The following is a 20,107-nucleotide window of genomic DNA, read 5'->3' on the forward strand; positions in this document are numbered from 1 at the left end:
AATTTGTATCTTCAATTTGCAAAAAATCACTTAACACGTTTATACTAAATTACTAACATGGAAATTGAAAAATCTATTCTTGATAAAGTAAATATATGGTTAACTCCCGAGTTCGATTCTGAAACACAAGAGGCTATAAAAGAAATGATGACCTCATCACCAAAAGAGCTCGAAGAATGCTTTTATAAAAACCTTGAATTTGGTACCGGTGGCATGAGAGGCGTTATGGGAGCCGGAACAAACCGAATTAATAAATATACTTTAGGTAAAGCTACACAAGGGCTTTCTAATTACTTAAAAGAAAGTTTTACCGGAGAAGAAATAAAAGTAGCTATTGCGTATGATTGCCGTAATAATAGTGACACACTGGCAAAAGTAGTAGCAGATGTATTTTCAGCTAATGGGGTTAAAGTATTCCTTTTTTCTGAGTTACGACCTACTCCTGAACTTTCCTTTGCGCTTAAATACCTAAACTGTCATGCAGGTATTGTATTAACCGCATCGCACAACCCGCCCGAATATAACGGTTATAAAGTGTACTGGCAGGATGGCGGACAGTTAGTACCTCCACAGGACGGAGAAATAATAAAAACAATAGAGGCTTTAGAGTATAGTGAAATCAACTTTAACGCTAATGAAGACCTTATTGAATATATAGGCGAGGAAATAGACAAAGCGTTCATAAAATCGTCACTGGAAAATGCAACATTTAATACCAGCCAAAAAGCTAAAGACGATTTAAAAATTGTATTTACTTCACTGCATGGTACTTCTATAAAACTCGTACCTGATGTACTGGAAGCAGCAGGTTATAAAAATGTTTTTCTTGTTGCGGAACAGGCTGAACCTAACGGTAACTTTCCAACAGTAAAATCGCCAAACCCTGAAGAACCCGAAGCACTATCAATGGCTGTAGCACTTGCTGATAAAGTAGATGCTGATATTGTTATTGGTACAGACCCTGACAGTGACAGGCTTGGTGTGGCAGTACGTAATGACGAAGGTGTTATGACATTGCTTAACGGTAACCAAACCATGGTGCTTATGACGCACTTTTTACTGGAGCAGTGGAAAAAAGAAGGCAAAATTACAGGTAACGAATTTATAGGTTCTACTATAGTTTCTACCCCTATGATGCAGGAACTGGCTACAGCTTATAATATAGAATGTAAAGCAGGATTAACCGGCTTTAAATGGATTGCCAAAATGATTAAAGACTACCCTGAACAACAGTTTATAGGTGGCGGAGAAGAAAGTTTTGGTTTTATGGTAGGCGATGCCGTTCGAGATAAAGATGCTGTTACCTCTACTCTTTTGGTTTGCGAAATAGCAGCTCAGGCAAAAGAGAAATCAAGTTCGTTGTATCAGGAATTACTAAAAATGTATACTGAATTTGGTTTCTATAAAGAACTGCTTATTTCTATTACTAAAAAAGGTATGGAAGGCGCAGCAGAAATAAAGCAAATGATGGCAGACCTACGTGAAAGACCTATGAAAGAAATAAACGGTCAGCGTGTGGTTATGGTAGAAGACTATCAATCATCAATAGCCAAAAATCTGCTTACAAACGAAGAGGAAGAACTGTTACTACCAAAGTCTAACGTACTTATTTATTATTTGGAAGACGGTAGTAAAATATGTGCACGCCCAAGCGGAACTGAGCCTAAAATTAAGTTTTACTTTAGTGTAAATGATGAATTAAACGATGTGGCCAACTATAAAGCTGTAGAAGCTGAACTTACCCAAAGAGTTGAAAACATCATAAAAGAGATGAACCTTATTTAAGTTAATGAACTATTTTAAAAAAATTTTTCGCTTTGCGAAACCTTATAAAAAATATGCTGCGCTAAATATTTTCTTTAATATTTTTTATGCCCTGTTTAGTGCACTTTCTTTTGTATCCCTAATACCAATGCTTGATGTTTTATTTGGGGAAGAAAAAGAAAAAATTATAAACAAACCTGTATATACAGGAATTTTAGAGATTGGAAAGTTTGTAAAACAGTACATGGGGTATTACATTCAGTCCTTTTCTGAAGAACATGGAGAGCAGTATACACTTACCATAGTAATAGCACTTATTATATCAATGTTTTTATTAAAAAACATGTGTAATTATTGGGCTATGTACTTTATTACCTTTTTAAGAAATGGTGTTCTTAAAGATATCAGGAATGCTATGTACAAAAAAGTAGTAGAACTCCCTTTAGCTTATTTTTCAGAAAAGAGAAAAGGAGATACAATGGCTCGTATATCATCAGATGTACTGGAAATACAACACTCTTTCCTTTCTATATTAGAACTAATTGTTAGGGAACCACTTACTATTATATTTACCATAATAGTAATGCTTACCATAAGTACAAAACTTACCCTATTTGTATTTATATTCATACCTACATCCGGATATTTAATATCTATAATAGGTAAATCATTAAAAAAACGTTCCGACCGCGCACAAAAAGAGCAAGGCTACTTCCTGTCTATTATAGAGGAAACTTTAGGAGGACTTAAAGTGATAAAAGGCTTCAATTCAGAACCTTACTTCAATAAAAAGTTTCAAACCTCTACCGACAGGTTTTATCACTATTCGAACAAAATACTTAACAGACAAAACCTTGCTTCACCAGCCAGTGAGTTTTTAGGTATTGTAGTTATTACCATATTGTTATGGTATGGCGGGCACATGGTATTAGTAGAAGAAACACTGGACCCTTCACAGTTTATTGTTTATATGGGGCTTGCTTACAACATTTTAACACCGGCAAAAGCTATATCAAAAGCATCATACAGTGTTAAAAAGGGTAATGCCGCTGCCGAGCGTGTTATAGAAGTACTGGAACAGGAAAACCCTATTAAGGATATGCCTAAAGCTCTTGATAAAAATTATTTTGAGCAAAGTATCGCTATAGAAAACATCAACTTTGGATATGAAGAAGAAAATGTACTACATAACTTCTCTTTAAATGTTCCTAAAGGGCAAACAGTGGCTTTAGTGGGGCAATCCGGTAGTGGTAAAAGTACTATTGCTAACCTGCTTACCCGCTTTTACGATGTACAGGAAGGCAGCATAAAAATAGATGGGATTAATATAAAAGACTATAAACTGCATGCACTACGCAGCATGATGGGACTGGTAACTCAGGATAGTATTTTATTTAATGACTCTATTAGGAACAATGTTGCTTTAGGTAAAGAAGATGCAACTGATGAGGAAATTATTGATGCACTTAAAATAGCCAATGCCTACGAGTTTGTAAAAGACTTACCTAATGGTATAGAAACCAACATTGGTGATAGCGGTAATAAACTATCGGGTGGACAGAAGCAAAGATTAAGTATTGCCCGTGCCGTACTTAAAAATCCACCGATAATGATATTGGATGAAGCTACCTCTGCCCTTGATACCGAAAGCGAAAGGCTGGTACAGCAAGCACTGGAAAATATGATGCAAAACCGTACATCAGTAGTAATTGCACACAGACTTTCTACTATACAAAAAGCAAATAAAATTATTGTAATGCAAAAAGGGCGTATAGTAGAACAAGGCACTCATGATGAGCTTATAGCAAAAGATGGTGTATACAAAAAACTGGTCGCTATGCAGTCGTTTGAATAAAACTATATATTAAAAAAACTATAAGAATAGCTGCCCTTTTGTGCAGCTATTCTGTTTTATACTAATTTTAAAAACAAAACGTATGCCTATAAAAGCAATTATATACGATTTAGACAATACTATATACCCTGTTAGTGCCATTGGAGAAAAACTGTTTGCTCCGCTATTTAACCTAATAATAGAAAGCAATGAACATAACAATGATATAGAAGCGATAAAACAGGCTATAATGCGTACGCCTTTCCGACTAGTGGCGGAACGCTTTAACTTTAGCACTGAACTAACAAACAAAGGTATTGAAGTACAAAATGAAATGGAGTATGATGAACCTATAGCTCCTTTTGACGATTACCCTGAAATATATAATATAGATACTGAACGCTTTTTAGTCACAACAGGCTTCAGGAAAATGCAATTGAGCAAAATAAAGCACTTAGGTATAGAAAATGATTTTAGAGAAAAGCATATAGTAGACCCGACTGTAACAACTAAAAAAGAAGTTCTAGCTGATATAGTAAAGCGTTACAATTATAAAACAGATGAAGTGTTAGTAGTTGGTGATGATCCTGAATCGGAAATTGCAGCAGCAAAAGCTTTAGGTATAACTACTGTATTATACGACAAAAAAGAAATTTCAAAACCGGAAGATGCTGACTATTATATCACTAACTTTAAAGAATTAAAAGCTATTTATACTAAATTGTAAACTAATAACACTTTTTTAACCAACATTTATATCGGTCAGTTGTATTTTTACTGACCTTTTTACTTTGATAAGATGTATATACCACACAACAACATTACTATACCGGAGCCCGACACTGTAGTCTGGAAGTATCTGGACTTATCAAAGTTTTTAGACTTACTGCTTTCCAAAAAGCTGTTTATGTCCCGCTCCGATAAGTTTGAAGACCAATATGAAGGTACTTTCAGTGAACCTACTTATTTGGAGATGAAAAAAATTGCTGAAAACAATCCTAAATTCCTTAAATACTATAAAAAGCACAGAGAAAAGGTTGTGGTTAGCAGTTGGCACATTAATGAGTATGAATCGTATGCTATGTGGCAGATTTTCACGCAAAACAGTGAAGGGTTAGCTATACAATCAACAGTTGGGAGATTACAAGAAGCACTTACTGTTGAAAAGCGATATGAGCAATACATTGGGGCTGTAAATTATATCGACTATAAAAAGGAACTTATACCGTTTGAAGATACTTTTTTCCCGTTTTTATTTAAAAGAAAAAGTTTTCAGTACGAAGGTGAAGTCAGGATAATATCCGACTTAACGAACTATAAGATGGAAATAAACGATGGGGTAAAAATAAATGTCGACATCAATAAAATGATTGAAAAGATATACATCCACCCAAAATCCCAAAACTGGTATAATAACTTAGTTTTTCAGCTTATGGAACAATTAGGTTTTAACTTTACTATTGAAAAATCAGATTTACAAAGTGATATTCTGATATAATTACTGTTTATGTATTAATAAACAGGCTCATAATTAGTTACCTCCCATTCATCAGAAAGTAAATCAACGTAGTAATAATTTACTTTATCTTTTTTATCAAAAGCACCATTTTTATTTATATCCTCAATAGTACGGAAGTAAAGTCTGTTTATTGTTTCAATAACATTCCAGTCAATTAACTCCTGCATATTAGGCGAAAGCTTTTTAAAGTTCTTACCACCGGCATCACTTATATAAAGTGACTTAATATCATTGGTATCAATTTTACCATCATGGTTGGTGTCAGAATCTACCAACGTATAAACCAAAACCTTTCTTTTTGTTAACTCATTTAAAAAAGTTGCTGTTTGTATTTGTAGTTTCATATCCGTTAAAGGATACATAGATGTAGAGTCAACATGCTGAAATTTCAGGTTCTCAAAGTACCCCGTAATTTCAAACCTGTTATAGTTAGATATAGCGTAGCTCACTTTATCGGTACGGCTACTACCATAACTTTTACTGTAATCATCATATATACGCACATCTCCTACAGGGTGGATAAGGTATTCAGTACCATCCATGTGTACGGGTAAATCGGCTACTTTTATTTGTGTAGAATCAATTTTAGGAGTTTCCTTTTTTACAGGCTCAACATCTTCATACGTTACCTTTGGTTTCGGTTTTTCTTCCTCACGACAACCTGTAAAAAATACGGCTGCAAAAGCACATGTAAACAGTATAGCTTTTTTCATTTTTCTACTTTAGGATATATACCAAATGTAATGAAAATGTTTTAATTATTTAGATTCGGGCATTCACCTTAACACTAAATACGCGACTTGTTAAATAGTTAGGTATACCATATTGTGCCTTAGTATAAACATCTCTTACCCAAGTATTCGTAATAGCATTTTGATTGTCAAAAAGGTTAAATATTTCCAGCCCTACAGATAATTCTCTAAATACCGAAAGCCAATGCCCTTTATCAAAACGCTTTTTACTATCGGTAAACACATAAGCAAAACCGGCATCTGCACGGCGGTAATCATTAAGTCGCGACTGGTATACATAAGGGTCTGCATATGATGGAGAACCTCCAGGTAAGCCTGTATTATACACTAAGTTTAAATACATTTTAAGGCTTGGTATGTTTGGCACATAATCCTGAAATAAAACACCAAACTTTAACCTTTGGTCAGTAGGTCGGGCAATGTAACCCCTATCATTATAATTTTCTTCTGTTTTTAAGTAGCCAAATGTTAACCACGATTCTGTACCTGGAACAAACTCCCCGTTCATACGCACATCAAGTCCATAAGCAAAGGCTTCAGCATCATTATCAGCCCTGTAACGTATTCTAACATTTTCAATAGTGTAAGTGTTAACATTACTCAATTGCTTATAATACGCTTCCGAGACAAGTTTAAATGGTCTTCCCCATAACTTAAAGCTATAGTCATTTGCCAAAACAAGGTGTACCGATTGTTGCGCTTTTACATTAGGCTGTACAATTCCCTGCGCGTTTCTTAACTCCCTGTAAAATGGTGGCTGATGGTATAAACCTCCTGACAGCCTGAACAACATATCACGCTTCCATTTTGGTTTTATAGTAAATTGTGCTCTTGGGCTAATAGTTAATTGGCTGTCACCATCCTCTCCGCCATCAACATTTACCTGCCATTGGTGTGCACGCACACCTGCATTCATCCAAATATCACTGCTGCCAAGCTTTGCCCTTTTACTCCATTGTACATAACCTGAAACACGATTGGTTATAACAAAGTTTAAGGCTCTTACATTTTGGTATGGTGCTAGTGGTCCTGTATAGGGTGTATAAGGTTGGTCGTTAATCGGGCGGTCTATAACAGGTGCAGGTAAAGAGAATCCTGCTGAGTCTACTACCTCCCACTCTACTAAACGGTCACGAATATCTTCGCGGGTATACTTAATACCCCACTCAATTAAATGCTTTTTAATATCGTGATTACCTTTTACCTCTGCATTCACAATAAGTGCATCAAGGTCGTTACGGGCATGATTTAACTGAGAACCGGCACCACGTGCAAATTGTATATCTCCAAAAGTATCTGAACCGATATTAGTATCTACCTCTCCCAGTGCATACTGTGCCAGTATATCAAAATATTCCTGTTCCTGAGTATTATATACCGAGCCTATTACTGTAAGGTTAAAGTTTTCTGTAACCTCATAAGTTGACTTTAAAGCACCAAAATAGGTTTCATATTCATCTTTTTCCTGCCCTTCATAATATATCTGTAAGGCTATAGGTTCATCAATAGTACCAAAGTTTGTTTGGCGCGTTAAAGGCTCATAATGATATTTATTTTGCGATATATTCCCTAAAAAACTTATTTCCCACTTTTCATTAGGGTTAAAGTTCACCATAGTTTGTATATCGGCAAAGGTAGGTTTAAAGTTTGTTTCTGTTTCTTTACTGTTAACCAACAGGCTGTTATCCCTGTAACGTACTCCTATTATTCCGTTCCACTTTTTATTTTTAGAAGCGGTTTCTGCCGTGAGGCTCCCTCCTAAAAAGCTGGCTTCAAGTTCAGCCCCAAATTCAGTAGGTCTGCGATAGGTAATATCCAGTACCGAAGATAATTTATCACCATATTTTGCCTGGAAACCTCCTGATGAAAATTCTACATTTTCAACCATTGCAGTATTGGTAAAACTTAGTCCTTCCTGCTGCCCTGAACGAATAAGGAACGGGCGGTATATTTCTATACCTTCTACATACACAAGGTTTTCATCATAATTACCACCTCTAACAGAGTATTGGGTACTTAGCTCGTTATTACTGTTCCCTCCTAATAGTTTTATAATGGCTTCTACCCCACCATTTGCACTGGGTATCTTCTTAATTACATCCGGTGGAATTACTGTTACGCCCTCAATTCTTCTTCGCCCTGTGCTGGAGTCTATAACAAGGGGGTTAAGGGTTTCACTGCCTGTAAGCATATAGGAGTTAAATTCAAAACTGTCATTAGGTCCCATTAAAACCCCTTCTATAGAAGAAAGTTTAAAGCTTATATGAGAGAAATAAACATCTACCTTCTTATTTATAGGAAGTTTTATTACATAAAAACCTACACGGTCAGTAGTAGTATTAACACGTCCGTCAGGAAGGTCATAATATACATTTACTCCTTCAATAGGTACATTATGTTCATCTAGTATAACACCATATAAAATAGGATTTTTTTGTGCATACAGCACGCTACTTACCAATATAAATGTAATAGCCAGGAGTTTATTTATTGCTTTCAACCGGGGCATTATTTTGTGTTCTGAAAAAATGTGTTTCAAAGGTAGTAGAATTTCCAACATTATCAGTTACTACTACTTTTAATTCGTTCTTACCTTCATCAACTATTCCGTCGCTAAAGTTGTGAAATATAACGCGGGTTTTGTAATCATAGTGCATTAAAATCCATTTTCCATTCAACCAGGCGTTATATGTACCTATTCCAGATAAGTCATCGCTTATTTTTAAACTAAAACTATCTTTTGTACTAAGCCACTTACCTTCAGTAAAACTCGGACTGTAAATTTTTGGCGGTGTAGTGTCTTGGTCTAACTTAAATTTACCCAGCGACCTTACCCTTGCAGTTAACTTACCATTTTTTAAAGTACTGTTATGATAATTACGCCTGTTACCCGAAAAACCTTCTATAAAAGTTTTCTCTGCTACTTCCGGTGAAAGATGGCTAGCATCAAAAGTTACTGTAAAGTACTTATGTACAGGAACTTCATCATCATGCAGGTATAGTACAGAATCTTTTACATCAAAATCCATATAGAAATCTTCATAAAAAGTACCGGCAGGTATATATACCGAAACACCGTCTTTAGCATAGTTATTATCTTCAGAAGCATCTACAAAATAGGATGTTGTAGGCTTCGGCGTTATATTAGTGGCAGGCGCATCCGAATATTCAATTTTACCTTTAATCACAGTTTTATTTCCATGAAAATCAGAAACTTCAATTTTATATTCCTGCACATTATTTTCAGGCGTAACCATTATAGCACCATCTGATGTATTTGCTTTTACTAATGACAATGAATATGGTGTCTGTACAAAAAGTTTTTGGTAACGTTGCCTGTTATTATGATAGTACGAATAGTCTATAAGATTATTAACATAGCGGGTTTCGCTAAAGCTAAACGTATCAAAGGTTAAATTAAAGTCAGGTTCGTTATTGTGGTAGGTTTCAATTTTATACACCCCATTCCTGCTGGTACTACCCTGAGATCTGTCCGCTGTATTTATACCCAAACCAACTTTACCATTCACTTTAATAGTATTGGCAAGATATGTACCGTCACTTAACCTTCTGTACTTTATTCCTATAGGCTCATTACCACCATTAATAACCGTTTCATCCGTTAAAGGGTATACTCTTAGCCCGTACAAGTTAGGGGCACTATTATCCTTCATTAACTTTCTGAGTCCGAAATGTAATGGGTTTATTATTTTACTGGTTTTGGTATCTCTATACTCAAAATGCAGGTGAGGTCCTCCCGAACCTCCTGTATTCCCTGAAAGTGCTACTAGCTCCCCTTTTTCAACAGGAATTTCACCTGCTCTAAAAAACAATTCTATATCAAAGCTTTGGTTTTTATACTGTGCTGCTCGTACTACATCATCAATTTTAGGAGCATAAGCCGAAAGGTGCCCATATACAGTGGTGTAACCATTAGGGTGATCTATATACAGTGCTGTACCGTAACCGTAACTGGAAACTTTTATTCGGGAAACATAACCACTTGCAGCGGCATGTACAGGCAATCCTGTTCTTTGATTGGTGCGGTAATCCAAGCCTGCATGAAAGTGATTACTTCTAAGTTCTCCAAAAGTACCGGATGGGTGTACCGGTAAATCTAACGGGGATTGAAAATAATCTTCAGGATATTGATTTTGTGCAAACGCACAAGCGGTTACAAGTAGTAAAATATAGCGTAATCTCATAAAGCTAAAATATAAAAAAACGTGCAAAAACAGGCACTAAGCACTGTTTAAAGTTACAACTGTTTACTAAGCAGATTATTACGAATAAAGCAACAAATTTTACAATAATTTTTATATTATTGTTGCTTGTAAACAAAGTAATATTAACTTTGCATAATGAAGTAATGAATATATGCTGCTATGAGCGGATTAACCGATTTAGTTGATTCTCTGGAAAATAAGCTCGAAAAGCTCATTCAAAATATGGATTTGCTTAAAGAGCAGAACCAGAAACTTGAAGATGAAATTTCCAAATCAGCTATCATAATTAGCAGCCAGTCTGACGAAATTACCTCACTGAAAGAACAGAATGAGACATTACGGATGGCTAACTCGTTACTGGGCAGTAATGACAACAAGAGAGAAACTAAACTCAAGATAAATTCATTGATCCGAGAGATCGATTACTGTATAGCTCAACTTTCTGACTAATATTATATAGAGATGGATGATAAGTTGAAAATAAAGATATCAATTGCCGACAGAGTTTACCCGCTAACGGTAGACCCCGCACAGGAAGAAGGTTTAAGGAGTGCGTCGCGAAAAATTGATACTATGATTAAGCAGTTTGAAGAAAACTATGCAGTAAGAGATAAGCAGGATGTTTTAGCTATGTGCGCTTTACAATTTGCAGCACAAACAGAGCAAAAGCAGATAAATACATCTGCCGAAATAGAAGAAGCTGAAGAAAGGCTTAAGAAAATGGATATACGATTGAGTGAAATGCTCTCAAAATAATAATAAACAACGTTCTTTACATACGTCAATAATACTGCCTACATTAGTATACATTTGATAAACTCAACACTAACAAATTAAAATGAGTGAATCGTCGCTACTAAAGCAAGCTGCCTTTGAGCAGATCCTTGAACAGTGAGTTAGCTCAAAACTTGTCATTAAACGAGTTTATGCAACACTTCTAATGTAGGCTTTTTTTATATAAGTACATCAATACTAAAAACAACTATGGATTCAACAGTAATGATAATTATCGGAAGCATTATAGGGCTTTTAATAGGTTTCGGGATAGCAAAAATTTTAGAGAAGAAAAACGTTTCTACTCTGTTAAGTGATGCTAAAAAAGAAGCAAACTCTATAATAAAAGATGCGAACAGCGAGGCTGAAGCCATAAAGAAGGATAAAATTTTACAGGCAAAAGAAAAATTCCTTGAACTAAAGGCAGAACATGAACAGGTAATACTGGGAAGAGATAAAAAAATAGCTGACGCTGAAAAAAGAACTCGTGATAAAGAATCGCAAGTTTCGAGCGAATTAGCAAAATCTAAAAAGCTAAACGAAGAGGTTGCAGCTAAAATAGCTGACTATGATAACCGCGTGGAGTATCTTGACAAAAAACAACAAGAGATAGATAAGCTACATAAAAGCCAGGTAGAACAGCTTGAGGTTATATCAGGATTATCTGCTGAAGAAGCTAAAAACCAATTAGTAGAAAGCCTTAAAGCAGAAGCTAAGAGTAAAGCAATGTCTCAGATACAAGAGACTATTGAAGAAGCTAAGCTAACAGCACATCAGGAGGCTAAGAAAATAATAATAAATACTATTCAGCGTGTTGGTACTGAAGAGGCAGTTGAAAACTGTGTATCAGTATTTAATATCGAATCAGACGACGTTAAAGGTAGAATTATCGGTCGTGAAGGTCGTAACATTCGTGCGTTAGAGTCTGCTACAGGTGTAGAGATTATAGTGGATGATACTCCTGAGGCTATTATACTTTCCTGCTTTGACCCTGTACGTCGTGAAGTTGCACGTTTAGCACTACACAAACTGGTAACCGATGGTAGAATTCACCCTGCACGTATTGAAGAGGTAGTTGCTAAAACTGCTAAACAAATAGAGGACGAAATTATTGAAGTTGGTAAGCGTACGGTAATAGACCTTGGTATACATGGTTTACACCCTGAACTTATTAAGACTATAGGTAGAATGAAGTATCGTTCTTCTTACGGACAAAACCTACTGCAACACTCGCGTGAAGTGGCTAAACTTTGTGGGCTTATGGCTGCTGAGCTTGGTCTTAACGTTAAGCTTGCTAAAAGAGCCGGATTACTGCACGATATAGGTAAAGTTCCTGAAACTGAAAGTGATTTACCACACGCATTACTTGGTATGCAGTGGGCTGAAAAATATGGTGAGAAAGAAGAAGTATGTAATGCTATTGGTGCTCACCACGATGAGATAGAAATGAAGTCATTACTATCACCTATTGTACAGGTTTGTGATGCTATATCAGGCGCTAGACCGGGAGCAAGAAGACAGGTACTCGACTCATACATACAAAGACTTAAAGACCTTGAGGAAATTGCTTATGGTTTTGGAGGAGTAAAAAGCGCTTATGCAATACAAGCAGGTAGAGAGTTACGTGTAATTGTTGAGAGTGAAAAAGTAAGTGACGAAATGGCTGCTAATCTTTCGTTTGAGATTTCACATAAAATTCAAACAGAAATGACTTACCCCGGACAGGTGAAAATTACTGTTATAAGAGAAACCAGAGCGGTAAACATTGCGAAATAATAAGAGTGTAATTAGAAGAAAAGTTTTTTCTAAATACTATATAATAAAAGAAGACCTAGAGAATAAATATTTTATCTAGGTCTTCTTTGCATATAGGCTTAAGGTAGTAGTCTTTCACCACTCCTTCATAGCATTTAGCTTTATTAATATCTACCTCATTATTAGAGGAGCTTATCATATAAATTACAGATTGTTTGTTTAATAACGGTAATACTTTGGAGTATTCTTCCAAAAATTGCCAACCATCCATAATGGGCATATTAACATCTAAAAGAATCAAATCAGGAGAATTATCATTCTCCTTGTTTTCTTTTATGTGCTCAATGGCATCTGATCCGTTACAAAAAAATGTAGTATTTACATCTATACCGTTTTGCTTCAGTAAATTTTTAAACAAAAAATGGTATATTTTATCATCATCTATTACATAAAGGCTCTCAATCTTCTTCATTAAAAAATATTTTAAACATAGTTCCTTTATTTACTTCACTATAAACCTCTATTCTGCCCCCCATTGCTTCTACCTGATTTTTGGTAATAAACAAACCTATACCTCTGGCATTTTGGTTTTTGTGGAATGTTTTATACATACCAAAAAGGGAGTTTTTATGTTTTTTAATATCTAATCCCAAACCATTATCAGTTATAGATAATGCTTTTTGCCCATCAATCATTTCAAAATCATAAGAAATCATAGGCTGCCTGTCAGGGCTGGAATATTTAATTGCATTGGTTGTAAAGTTAAGTAAAACACTCTCTAAATACGCAGGGTTATAGTTAACAGTAGCATCTATAGGGATGTTTATTTCTATATTAACCCCGTGTTTCTTAATTTCATTATGTAAGATATTCAAAATATTTTTAAGATAATGCCTTAAATTAAGTTTTTCTTTTACAATTTTTACTTCAAACTGTATATCTACCAACTCCTTTAAATGTATTATTGTTACATATAACCCATCAGATATAGCTTCAAGCTGTGTTAACATTTCCTCTTTTTCTTCCTCTTCCGCACCTTTAAAAATATCTATAAGCATTTTTAGATTTCCTGCATGAGAACGAAGATTATGTGAAACAATATGAGCGAAATTACTTAATTTATTATTTTGGCTACCTATAATGTTTATAGTATTTGCCAACTGAATTTCTTTTTCCTTAATATCAGTAATATCCTTGTGAGTGCCAATAGCACGGGTTGACTCACCATTATCATCATAGCTAACAACTTTACCCCTGCTTAATACCCAACGATACTTACCATTTTCATTTAAAACCCGGTAAATACATTCAAAACTGGGAGCATCTCCTTCAAAATATGCTTTTCTTGCATTTTCATGTAATAAAATATCATCAGGATGCATTCTGTTTCTCCAAAAATCTAGTGGTATTATTGTTTCTTCCTCTTCAAGCCCAAGTATTTTCATAGAAGGAGCAGAAAAATATACAGTATTTTTACACATATCCCAATCCCAAATACCGTCTGATGCTGCTTGTAAGGCATGCTTAAATCGTTCCTCAGATACCTGAAGCTTTTTTTCATACTCTTTTTGCTCTGTTACATCACTTACTCTTCCGTAAAAATGTACAGAACCATTGGGGTGAAGTTCCGGCTTTGCAGAAACCCGCATCCATTTTATACCTTGTTCGGGTAAATTAACCCTAAATTCGTAATGCCAGGAAGTAAGTTTTTTTCTGGCTATTTCAAGAGTTATTGTAAAACCATCTTTATCTTCAGGAAATAATCTTTCTTCAAAGAAAATTTCTGTCTCACCAATAAACTGATCAACGCTTAATTCAAAAATTTCACTCACCCGCTCACTAACAAAAGCTACAGAATAGAAGTTAGACGGTCTCCATACCAGCTTGAATATGAGATCCGGAACTTGGTTCAACAGCTTTTTGTAGAAGTCATTAAGGCTTTCACCATCGTGTATGTCGGGCATATCGAAAAACTCCATGGTGCTAATTTACTGCAAAATAGTATTACTTTTCCAAATAAAAACCTTTTGCTGTTTTTTTTAGGAAATCTTTTATAATTAGCGTCTGGGATGGTATTTATTAACAACATCATTAAGAAATTTCCTATCTAAATGCATGTATATCTCTGTAGTTGTGATAGATTCATGACCAAGCATTAACTGTATAGACCTTAAATCAGCACCGTTTTCTAACAAGTGAGTAGCAAACGAATGCCTAAAGGTATGGGGGCTTATATTTTTATTTAGTTCTATTTTTTCAGCCAATCGCTTTATAATAGTAAATATCATAGCACGAGTTAGTCCCTTGCCTCTACGGTTTAAAAACAAAGTATCTTCATGTCCTTTTTTAATATCCAGTAAATTCCTTATTGAATCTTTATAAAAGTTAATATATTTTTGTGTATGAGATCCTATTGGTACAAAACGTTGCTTACTGCCTTTACCTGTTACCTTAATAAACCCCTCTTCAAAAAATAAATCGGATATTTTAAGGTTAACAAGTTCTGACACTCTTAACCCGCAACTGTATAGCGTTTCTACTATAGCTCTGTTTCTTTCTCCTTCAGGAGTAGATAAATCAACTGCAGAAATTATAGCATCTATTTCCTCAACTGATAGCGTATCGGGGAGTTTTCTGCCTATTTTAGGTACCTCTATAAGTTCTAAAGGGGAGTCTTCCCTATAATTTTCGAACATTAAAAAGTTAAAAAAACTCTTAAGACCGGAAATTAATCGGGCACGGGAACTCGCAATTAATTCAGTTGTGGTGTCATATAAAAATTGCTGTACCTGTTCTTCTGTAATAGTTACAGGTGTGGCGTTAATCTCTTTCTCCTCAACATATTGAAGCAATCTTTTAACATCATACAAATAATTATTTACAGAGTTTTCTGATAGTCCTCGTTCTATTTTTAAATACGTTTTATAGTCTTTTATATGGCTTTCCCAACTTTTCATTCCGGTTAAAATTATGTGAATTAAGAAGATTTTGACAATGAATGTATATTCTTCGAGATACTTTTGGACTAAACAAAATTAAAACTTTAAAAGAGATGAAACTATTTAAATTATTATCGCTAAGCGCAGTTATGTTTGGTTTTTGCACTATAAGCAATGCACAAACAATGAGCAGTTCAAGTACTTTATCACCAAGTTTTGGTGTAAAAGGTGGTGTTAACTTTGCAACAGTTACAGGAGATGACATTGACAGTCCTGACTCAAGAACAAGTTTTCACGTAGGTGTTGTTGGAGAAATGCCTTTAACAGAAATGTTCTCTTTACAGGGAGAGGTACTATATTCAGGTCAGGGATTTGATTTTGACTTTGAAGGTCCTGACGGAGATAAAGCAGAGTATCAGTTAGACTATATTAATGTACCTGTATTAGCAAAGGTATATGTTATAGATGGTTTAAGCCTTGAAGTTGGTCCTCAGTTTAGCTTTTTAGTTAATGAAGAGTTTGATTTAAATCCTAATTCTGATGATGGAGATTTTGACTTAGGAGAAACGCCTGCTGAAGCGGAAGACTTTGAGTTTGGTGTAGCTGCCGGGCTTACTTTCCAAACTGAAATGGGACTTTTTGCTACCGGTAGATATAATATGGGACTTACTGATATTATAGAAGATACTGATGTAAGAAACTCTGTTTTCCAAATAGGTATAGGTTATAAGTTTTAATTAAATACTAACCGACTAACCTAATAAAAGCAAGAAATAAAAAGCCCGCTAAATAGCGGGCTTTTATAGTTTATATTTAAAATCTAGAATTAGAATTTATAAACGATACCAAAGTTAATATCAGCCATGTCAAGACCAATTTCAAAGCTATTAGTTGATTCAGCGCCATCAGCATCCGGTTTAACTGAAGAGTAGCTTAACACCCCAAAAGTAGCTTCAAGGGCAAAGTGTTCAGAAACAAAATAGTTTAGACCCGGAGCAAAAGCTACATAAAAACCATTTGCTTTGTTTTCAAAACTTTCTACTTCAACTTTAGCAGTACCATAGCCTGCGCCTAATTGAGTGAATAAAGAAAATTTATTAGCAGGTGTAAAGTAATATCTACCAAAAGCTCCTATTTCAAAACCAGTTGTTTTCTCTTCATAAGTACCAAAACCATCATCCGCTATATCTTCTTTAGAGCTCATGTACCCTAATTCTAGGCCAAGCGCTATGTTGTCGTTAATAAAATAAGCAGCACGAGGAGAAAAGTTAAATTCATTAGCTTTAATTTCACCTGTTTTTTCAGAACCAAAACTTACAGTTCCTGAGATAAAAGCGTCTCCTGCCGAGAAACCTCCTTTTGTTGTGTCTTCCTGAGCGTTAGCAAAACCAAATGCTAATACTGCTGCAGCTGATAATAAAATTTTTTTCATGGATTGTTTTTATTAATTAATTTAAAATAATTCTGCTTTGGGTAGGTTCCTAAAAAAATCCTCCTAAAAACAGGAGGATTTAAAATTTTATTGTAAAATGTTATTTTCTAATAAATTAGAATTTGTATCCTACAGAAAGTGAGATAACGTTGTTTGTTGCTTTCTCATCAACACCTTCAATATCATTAATATCAGATAAACCAGCACTGTAACGCGCCTGGAAGAATACTCCAATAGGTAAATCATAAGCTACACCTCCGTTAAGAGCAAAATCAACACTTTTAACAGTATCTTTAGCATCTTCACCTTCTTGGTCAGCACTTAAAAGGAAACCTACTTGAGGACCTGCTTCAATACTTAAACCTTCCATTAGGTAATATTTAGCCATAATAGGCACATTCAGGTAATTAAGTTCTAAATCAACTCCATCAGCTACATTAGCTCCTTGCATAGAGTAAAGTAGTTCCGGTTGTACTGAGAAAGTTTCTGTTAATTTAAATTCAGCAACACCTCCTACATGGAAACTTGTTAATGAACCTTCAGTATCAGCATCGCCACCAAGGTCAGCGATGTTTACACCTGCTTTCACACCAAATTGAATTTCCTGAGCCTGAGTTGCTACTCCAAAAGCAGTTACAAATAAGGCAGATAGTAATAATTTTTTCATAATTGTAAGTTATTTATTGTTATGTTGAGCAAATGTATAAATTTTTTTTATCATAAAAATACCTAACATTGGTTATTATTTTAATAAACGTTTAGGATATCATTAAGATTCAAAACCTTAACTTGTACATAAATAAATTTTCTTATAGAAAAGAACCTATTTTTACTCTTAAGCAGGAGTGTAAGAATTTATAGTATTTTTGTACTGTTTGATAATTAACTTAATATCTAAAAATGAAGAAATTATTACTTACAGTTTTATTATTTATAGGAAGCTTTACAGTTGCTAACGCACAAGCTTTTGGTATTAAAGCCGGATTTAATTTTGCTAATTTCACAGGTGATGATGCCGGTGACTTTAACGTACTCACAAGTTTTCATGGCGGACTGGTTGCTGAAATTCATGTATTGAATGCTGTTTCTGTACAACCGGAACTACTTTACTCTATACAAGGAGCTAAGAATGATGATGAGAACTACAAATTAAATTATTTAACAGTTCCCGTAATGATGAAAATTTATTTAGCTGACAGTTTTAATATACATGGTGGTCCTCAAATTGGTTTACTAATAAGCGAATCTGACAATTTTGAAGGCTTTGAAAGTAATACTTATGATTTTGGATTTGCTGCCGGAGCAGAGTTTTTCTTTGCTAATAATTTCTCAGTACAAGCACGCTACAACTGGGGAACAACAAAAGTATCTGACGCTGCCGAAATTAAAAATTCTGTAGCACAGGTGTCTTTATGCTATATGTTTTAAGTAACCAATTAATAAAAATGATATGAAGAAACTTATTTATTTACTTGTTGCATTTACAGGTATTGCAACAATGCAGGCTCAAGGCATTAATTTTGGTATAAAGGCAGGAGCTAACTTTTCTGATTTTACAGGAGATGTTGATACCGAAAGTATAACTAATTTTCATGCAGGAGCGGTTTTAGAACTTAACTTAGTCCCTACATTCTCGGTACAGGCAGAAGGGCTTTTCTCTTCTCAGGGAGCAACCTATAAAGATACAGCTGCAGAAATTGCGGAAGACCTAAACTTAGATTATATATCAGTACCTGTTATGGCTAAATATTACATACTACCTAAAAAACTTAGCTTTATGGCAGGACCTCAGTTTTCATTTCTTGTGAATGAAGCAGAAGAGTCTTTCGAATCTAAAAGTTTTGATTTTGCAGCAGCAGGTGGTGTTGAACTAAAAATTATTGCAGGGCTTTTTGCACAGGCCAGGTATACAATAGGACTTACTGATGTTTATGATAATGTTGAAGCAAAAAATGCTGTTTTCCAATTATCAGTAGGATATTTTTTCTAAGAAATTAATATTTAACCATACATTAAACCGACTTTTATGGTCGGTTTTTTTATACCTGTTAAATACTTACTTTTACAAAAAGTATTACTTTATGAAAGTTATAATTATTAACGGTCCTAACCTCAACTTACTGGGTAAACGGGAACCTGAGGTATATGGTGCCGAATCATTTGAGGTGTACCTTGCCTCACTAAAAAATAAATACCCTGACATACAAATAGAATACTATCAAAGTAATATTGAAGGAGAAATAATAAATAAAATTCAGGAAACCGGTTTTAGTTATCAAGGTATGATATTAAATGCAGGAGCATACACGCACACTTCTATAGGTATTGCAGATGCTGTAAAGGCTATTACAACTCCTGTAATAGAAGTACATATATCAAATACATTTTCGCGCGAAACATTCAGGCATCAGTCCTACCTCTCACCTTTTGCATCAGGCATCATAATAGGTTTTGGGTTAAAAGGTTATGAATTAGCATTACAATCATTTTTATAAATAAAAAACTCCCTAATAATTTAGGGAGTTTTTATTATGTACTTAATAGTAGGTATGCTCTATTCTATTTTTGTATATACAAGTACTACTGTACCAGTACTATACATTACATTCCCTTCTCCATCTCTGTCAGGGTATGGAGAATTCTCCAATGTAAGTAATATTTGGTCATTATTTACAGTGTAATCAACTTCAAGTTCAGGTTCAACACTAGTATCAATCAAGGTTAGTGTATTATCATTATCAGAAGACCAGTTCCCCATTCTTTCTTCTTCTTCACAACTTGCTTCATCTGTTATCAACAAATAGTTATAAGTAGAAGTATACGTATTATCACTGTTAAGTATAATCTGAGAATCTAAATAACAGTCTGACTCATTCATTAAGTTTGTTGAGGCTTGAGTATCTTGATTAAAATCAACTGCTACAGGCACATTATAAGCGGTTAAATTATAAGTTCCTGCCAGATTTTCTCCTGCGGAAGCACCTGCATCATCATCATCAGAACAAGCCGTTAATACTGCTGCAATGCTAAATAAGAATAAAAATTTCTTTACGTTTTTCATAGCTGTTTTCATTATTAGGTTTTACCAAAGTTAACCATTCAATAATCAAAA

The 20,107-nt window shown here is 34.7% G+C and carries 20 protein-coding genes and 1 other RNA gene; 12 read left to right on the forward strand and 9 right to left on the reverse strand.

The window, feature by feature from the left end:
• Positions 1 to 57 precede the first annotated feature (57 nt).
• From IEW45_RS06570 to IEW45_RS06585, 4 genes are all read left to right on the forward strand, one after another.
• Positions 58 to 1,785, forward strand: coding sequence for a phospho-sugar mutase (locus IEW45_RS06570; protein ID WP_188620440.1), 1,728 nt, complete (start codon positions 58 to 60; stop codon positions 1,783 to 1,785).
• Between the two features lie 4 nt (positions 1,786 to 1,789).
• Positions 1,790 to 3,619: an ABC transporter ATP-binding protein gene (locus tag IEW45_RS06575; RefSeq protein WP_188620441.1), complete on the forward strand. Its 1,830-nt coding sequence runs from the start codon at positions 1,790 to 1,792 to the stop codon at positions 3,617 to 3,619.
• An 82-nt stretch (positions 3,620 to 3,701) separates the two neighbouring features.
• Positions 3,702 to 4,325 carry an HAD family hydrolase gene (locus IEW45_RS06580; protein WP_188620442.1) on the forward strand — a complete coding sequence of 208 codons (624 nt, stop codon included), beginning with the start codon at positions 3,702 to 3,704 and terminating at the stop codon, positions 4,323 to 4,325.
• 72 nt (positions 4,326 to 4,397) lie between these two features.
• Complete coding sequence (locus IEW45_RS06585; RefSeq protein WP_188620443.1) at positions 4,398 to 5,096, forward strand: hypothetical protein; 699 nt, start codon at positions 4,398 to 4,400, stop codon at positions 5,094 to 5,096.
• A gap of 14 nt (positions 5,097 to 5,110) precedes the next feature.
• Here IEW45_RS06585 and IEW45_RS06590 read toward each other — a convergent pair whose 3' ends face one another.
• Genes IEW45_RS06590 through IEW45_RS06600 form a run of 3 tightly spaced genes read right to left on the reverse strand, consistent with a single transcriptional unit; the run spans position 5,111 to position 10,074 of the window.
• Positions 5,111 to 5,830, reverse strand: coding sequence for a hypothetical protein (locus IEW45_RS06590; RefSeq protein ID WP_188620444.1), 720 nt, complete (start codon positions 5,828 to 5,830; stop codon positions 5,111 to 5,113).
• A 49-nt stretch (positions 5,831 to 5,879) separates the two neighbouring features.
• The gene (locus tag IEW45_RS06595; protein WP_229665912.1) at positions 5,880 to 8,378 is read right to left on the reverse strand and encodes a TonB-dependent receptor plug domain-containing protein; all 2,499 of its coding nucleotides are present in this window, start codon (positions 8,376 to 8,378) and stop codon (positions 5,880 to 5,882) included.
• A complete protein-coding gene (locus IEW45_RS06600; RefSeq protein ID WP_188620446.1) occupies positions 8,353 to 10,074 on the reverse strand; it encodes a M23 family metallopeptidase in 1,722 nt (573 codons plus the stop codon). The genes IEW45_RS06595 and IEW45_RS06600 overlap by 26 nt, the downstream gene beginning before the upstream one ends.
• A gap of 180 nt (positions 10,075 to 10,254) precedes the next feature.
• On the opposite strand from IEW45_RS06600, the gene IEW45_RS06605 reads away from it, so the two are divergent.
• The 4 genes from IEW45_RS06605 (at position 10,255) to rny (ending at position 12,645) form a co-directional block, all read left to right on the forward strand.
• A complete protein-coding gene (locus IEW45_RS06605; protein WP_188620447.1) occupies positions 10,255 to 10,545 on the forward strand; it encodes a hypothetical protein in 291 nt (96 codons plus the stop codon).
• A 12-nt stretch (positions 10,546 to 10,557) separates the two neighbouring features.
• A complete protein-coding gene (locus tag IEW45_RS06610) occupies positions 10,558 to 10,851 on the forward strand; it encodes a cell division protein ZapA (protein WP_188620448.1) in 294 nt (97 codons plus the stop codon).
• Positions 10,852 to 10,912: 61 nt separating this feature from the next.
• Positions 10,913 to 11,021: non-coding RNA, 6S RNA (gene ssrS / locus IEW45_RS06615), on the forward strand.
• 58 nt (positions 11,022 to 11,079) lie between these two features.
• A complete protein-coding gene (gene rny / locus IEW45_RS06620) occupies positions 11,080 to 12,645 on the forward strand; it encodes a ribonuclease Y (RefSeq protein ID WP_188620449.1) in 1,566 nt (521 codons plus the stop codon).
• A gap of 55 nt (positions 12,646 to 12,700) precedes the next feature.
• Here the strand turns inward: rny and IEW45_RS06625 are convergent, their stop codons facing one another.
• From IEW45_RS06625 to xerD, 3 genes are all read right to left on the reverse strand, one after another.
• Positions 12,701 to 13,096 (reverse strand): response regulator, encoded by a 396-nt coding sequence (locus IEW45_RS06625; protein WP_188620450.1) that lies wholly within the window; start codon positions 13,094 to 13,096, stop codon positions 12,701 to 12,703.
• Positions 13,083 to 14,603 carry a PAS domain-containing sensor histidine kinase gene (locus IEW45_RS06630; protein ID WP_188620451.1) on the reverse strand — a complete coding sequence of 507 codons (1,521 nt, stop codon included), beginning with the start codon at positions 14,601 to 14,603 and terminating at the stop codon, positions 13,083 to 13,085. Before IEW45_RS06630 ends, IEW45_RS06625 begins: the two co-directional genes overlap by 14 nt.
• 78 nt (positions 14,604 to 14,681) lie before the next feature.
• Complete coding sequence (gene xerD / locus IEW45_RS06635) at positions 14,682 to 15,581, reverse strand: site-specific tyrosine recombinase XerD (RefSeq protein ID WP_188620452.1); 900 nt, start codon at positions 15,579 to 15,581, stop codon at positions 14,682 to 14,684.
• Between the two features lie 95 nt (positions 15,582 to 15,676).
• Here xerD and IEW45_RS06640 point away from each other — a divergent pair, with 95 nt between their 5' ends.
• A complete protein-coding gene (locus IEW45_RS06640) occupies positions 15,677 to 16,300 on the forward strand; it encodes a porin family protein (RefSeq protein WP_188620453.1) in 624 nt (207 codons plus the stop codon).
• 89 nt (positions 16,301 to 16,389) lie between these two features.
• On the opposite strand, the gene IEW45_RS06645 is transcribed toward IEW45_RS06640, so the two are convergent.
• Together IEW45_RS06645 and IEW45_RS06650 are read right to left on the reverse strand one after the other, a co-directional pair.
• Positions 16,390 to 16,995 carry an outer membrane beta-barrel protein gene (locus tag IEW45_RS06645; RefSeq protein WP_188620454.1) on the reverse strand — a complete coding sequence of 202 codons (606 nt, stop codon included), beginning with the start codon at positions 16,993 to 16,995 and terminating at the stop codon, positions 16,390 to 16,392.
• A 115-nt stretch (positions 16,996 to 17,110) separates the two neighbouring features.
• Positions 17,111 to 17,662: a porin family protein gene (locus IEW45_RS06650; protein ID WP_188620455.1), complete on the reverse strand. Its 552-nt coding sequence runs from the start codon at positions 17,660 to 17,662 to the stop codon at positions 17,111 to 17,113.
• 233 nt (positions 17,663 to 17,895) lie between these two features.
• Between IEW45_RS06650 and IEW45_RS06655 the strand changes: the two genes are divergently transcribed.
• From IEW45_RS06655 to aroQ, 3 genes are all read left to right on the forward strand, one after another.
• On the forward strand, positions 17,896 to 18,423 hold the full coding sequence (locus IEW45_RS06655) for an outer membrane beta-barrel protein (protein ID WP_188620456.1): 528 nt from the start codon (positions 17,896 to 17,898) through the stop codon (positions 18,421 to 18,423).
• A 22-nt stretch (positions 18,424 to 18,445) separates the two neighbouring features.
• Positions 18,446 to 18,985, forward strand: a complete 540-nt coding sequence (locus IEW45_RS06660; protein ID WP_188620457.1) for a porin family protein — start codon at positions 18,446 to 18,448, stop codon at positions 18,983 to 18,985.
• Positions 18,986 to 19,076: 91 nt separating this feature from the next.
• Positions 19,077 to 19,490: a type II 3-dehydroquinate dehydratase gene (aroQ, locus tag IEW45_RS06665; protein ID WP_188620458.1), complete on the forward strand. Its 414-nt coding sequence runs from the start codon at positions 19,077 to 19,079 to the stop codon at positions 19,488 to 19,490.
• A 59-nt stretch (positions 19,491 to 19,549) separates the two neighbouring features.
• Here the strand turns inward: aroQ and IEW45_RS06670 are convergent, their stop codons facing one another.
• On the reverse strand, positions 19,550 to 20,068 hold the full coding sequence (locus tag IEW45_RS06670; protein WP_188620459.1) for a lipocalin family protein: 519 nt from the start codon (positions 20,066 to 20,068) through the stop codon (positions 19,550 to 19,552).
• Positions 20,069 to 20,107: the final 39 nt, after the last annotated feature.

It is taken from the genome of Flavobacterium suaedae, from assembly GCF_014642915.1.
In the GTDB taxonomy this organism is placed as follows: Bacteria; Bacteroidota; Bacteroidia; order Flavobacteriales; family Flavobacteriaceae; genus Flavobacterium; species Flavobacterium suaedae.

Excerpts from the sequence above, each read along its gene's own strand:
- IEW45_RS06650 (WP_188620455.1), bottom strand. The coding sequence starts at position 17,662 with ATGAAAAAATTATTACTATCTGCCTTATTTGTAACTGCTTTTGGAGTA.
- IEW45_RS06575 (WP_188620441.1), top strand. The coding sequence starts at position 1,790 with ATGAACTATTTTAAAAAAATTTTTCGCTTTGCGAAACCTTATAAAAAA.
- IEW45_RS06595 (WP_229665912.1), bottom strand. The coding sequence starts at position 8,378 with ATGCCCCGGTTGAAAGCAATAAATAAACTCCTGGCTATTACATTTATA.
- IEW45_RS06610 (WP_188620448.1), top strand. The coding sequence starts at position 10,558 with ATGGATGATAAGTTGAAAATAAAGATATCAATTGCCGACAGAGTTTAC.
- IEW45_RS06590 (WP_188620444.1), bottom strand. The coding sequence starts at position 5,830 with ATGAAAAAAGCTATACTGTTTACATGTGCTTTTGCAGCCGTATTTTTT.
- IEW45_RS06625 (WP_188620450.1), bottom strand. The coding sequence starts at position 13,096 with ATGAAGAAGATTGAGAGCCTTTATGTAATAGATGATGATAAAATATAC.
- IEW45_RS06640 (WP_188620453.1), top strand. The coding sequence starts at position 15,677 with ATGAAACTATTTAAATTATTATCGCTAAGCGCAGTTATGTTTGGTTTT.
- IEW45_RS06655 (WP_188620456.1), top strand. The coding sequence starts at position 17,896 with ATGAAGAAATTATTACTTACAGTTTTATTATTTATAGGAAGCTTTACA.
- IEW45_RS06645 (WP_188620454.1), bottom strand. The coding sequence starts at position 16,995 with ATGAAAAAAATTTTATTATCAGCTGCAGCAGTATTAGCATTTGGTTTT.
- rny (WP_188620449.1), top strand. The coding sequence starts at position 11,080 with ATGGATTCAACAGTAATGATAATTATCGGAAGCATTATAGGGCTTTTA.
- IEW45_RS06605 (WP_188620447.1), top strand. The coding sequence starts at position 10,255 with ATGAGCGGATTAACCGATTTAGTTGATTCTCTGGAAAATAAGCTCGAA.
- xerD (WP_188620452.1), bottom strand. The coding sequence starts at position 15,581 with ATGAAAAGTTGGGAAAGCCATATAAAAGACTATAAAACGTATTTAAAA.
- IEW45_RS06580 (WP_188620442.1), top strand. The coding sequence starts at position 3,702 with ATGCCTATAAAAGCAATTATATACGATTTAGACAATACTATATACCCT.
- IEW45_RS06660 (WP_188620457.1), top strand. The coding sequence starts at position 18,446 with ATGAAGAAACTTATTTATTTACTTGTTGCATTTACAGGTATTGCAACA.
- IEW45_RS06570 (WP_188620440.1), top strand. The coding sequence starts at position 58 with ATGGAAATTGAAAAATCTATTCTTGATAAAGTAAATATATGGTTAACT.
- aroQ (WP_188620458.1), top strand. The coding sequence starts at position 19,077 with ATGAAAGTTATAATTATTAACGGTCCTAACCTCAACTTACTGGGTAAA.
- IEW45_RS06600 (WP_188620446.1), bottom strand. The coding sequence starts at position 10,074 with ATGAGATTACGCTATATTTTACTACTTGTAACCGCTTGTGCGTTTGCA.
- IEW45_RS06585 (WP_188620443.1), top strand. The coding sequence starts at position 4,398 with ATGTATATACCACACAACAACATTACTATACCGGAGCCCGACACTGTA.
- IEW45_RS06630 (WP_188620451.1), bottom strand. The coding sequence starts at position 14,603 with ATGGAGTTTTTCGATATGCCCGACATACACGATGGTGAAAGCCTTAAT.
- IEW45_RS06670 (WP_188620459.1), bottom strand. The coding sequence starts at position 20,068 with ATGAAAACAGCTATGAAAAACGTAAAGAAATTTTTATTCTTATTTAGC.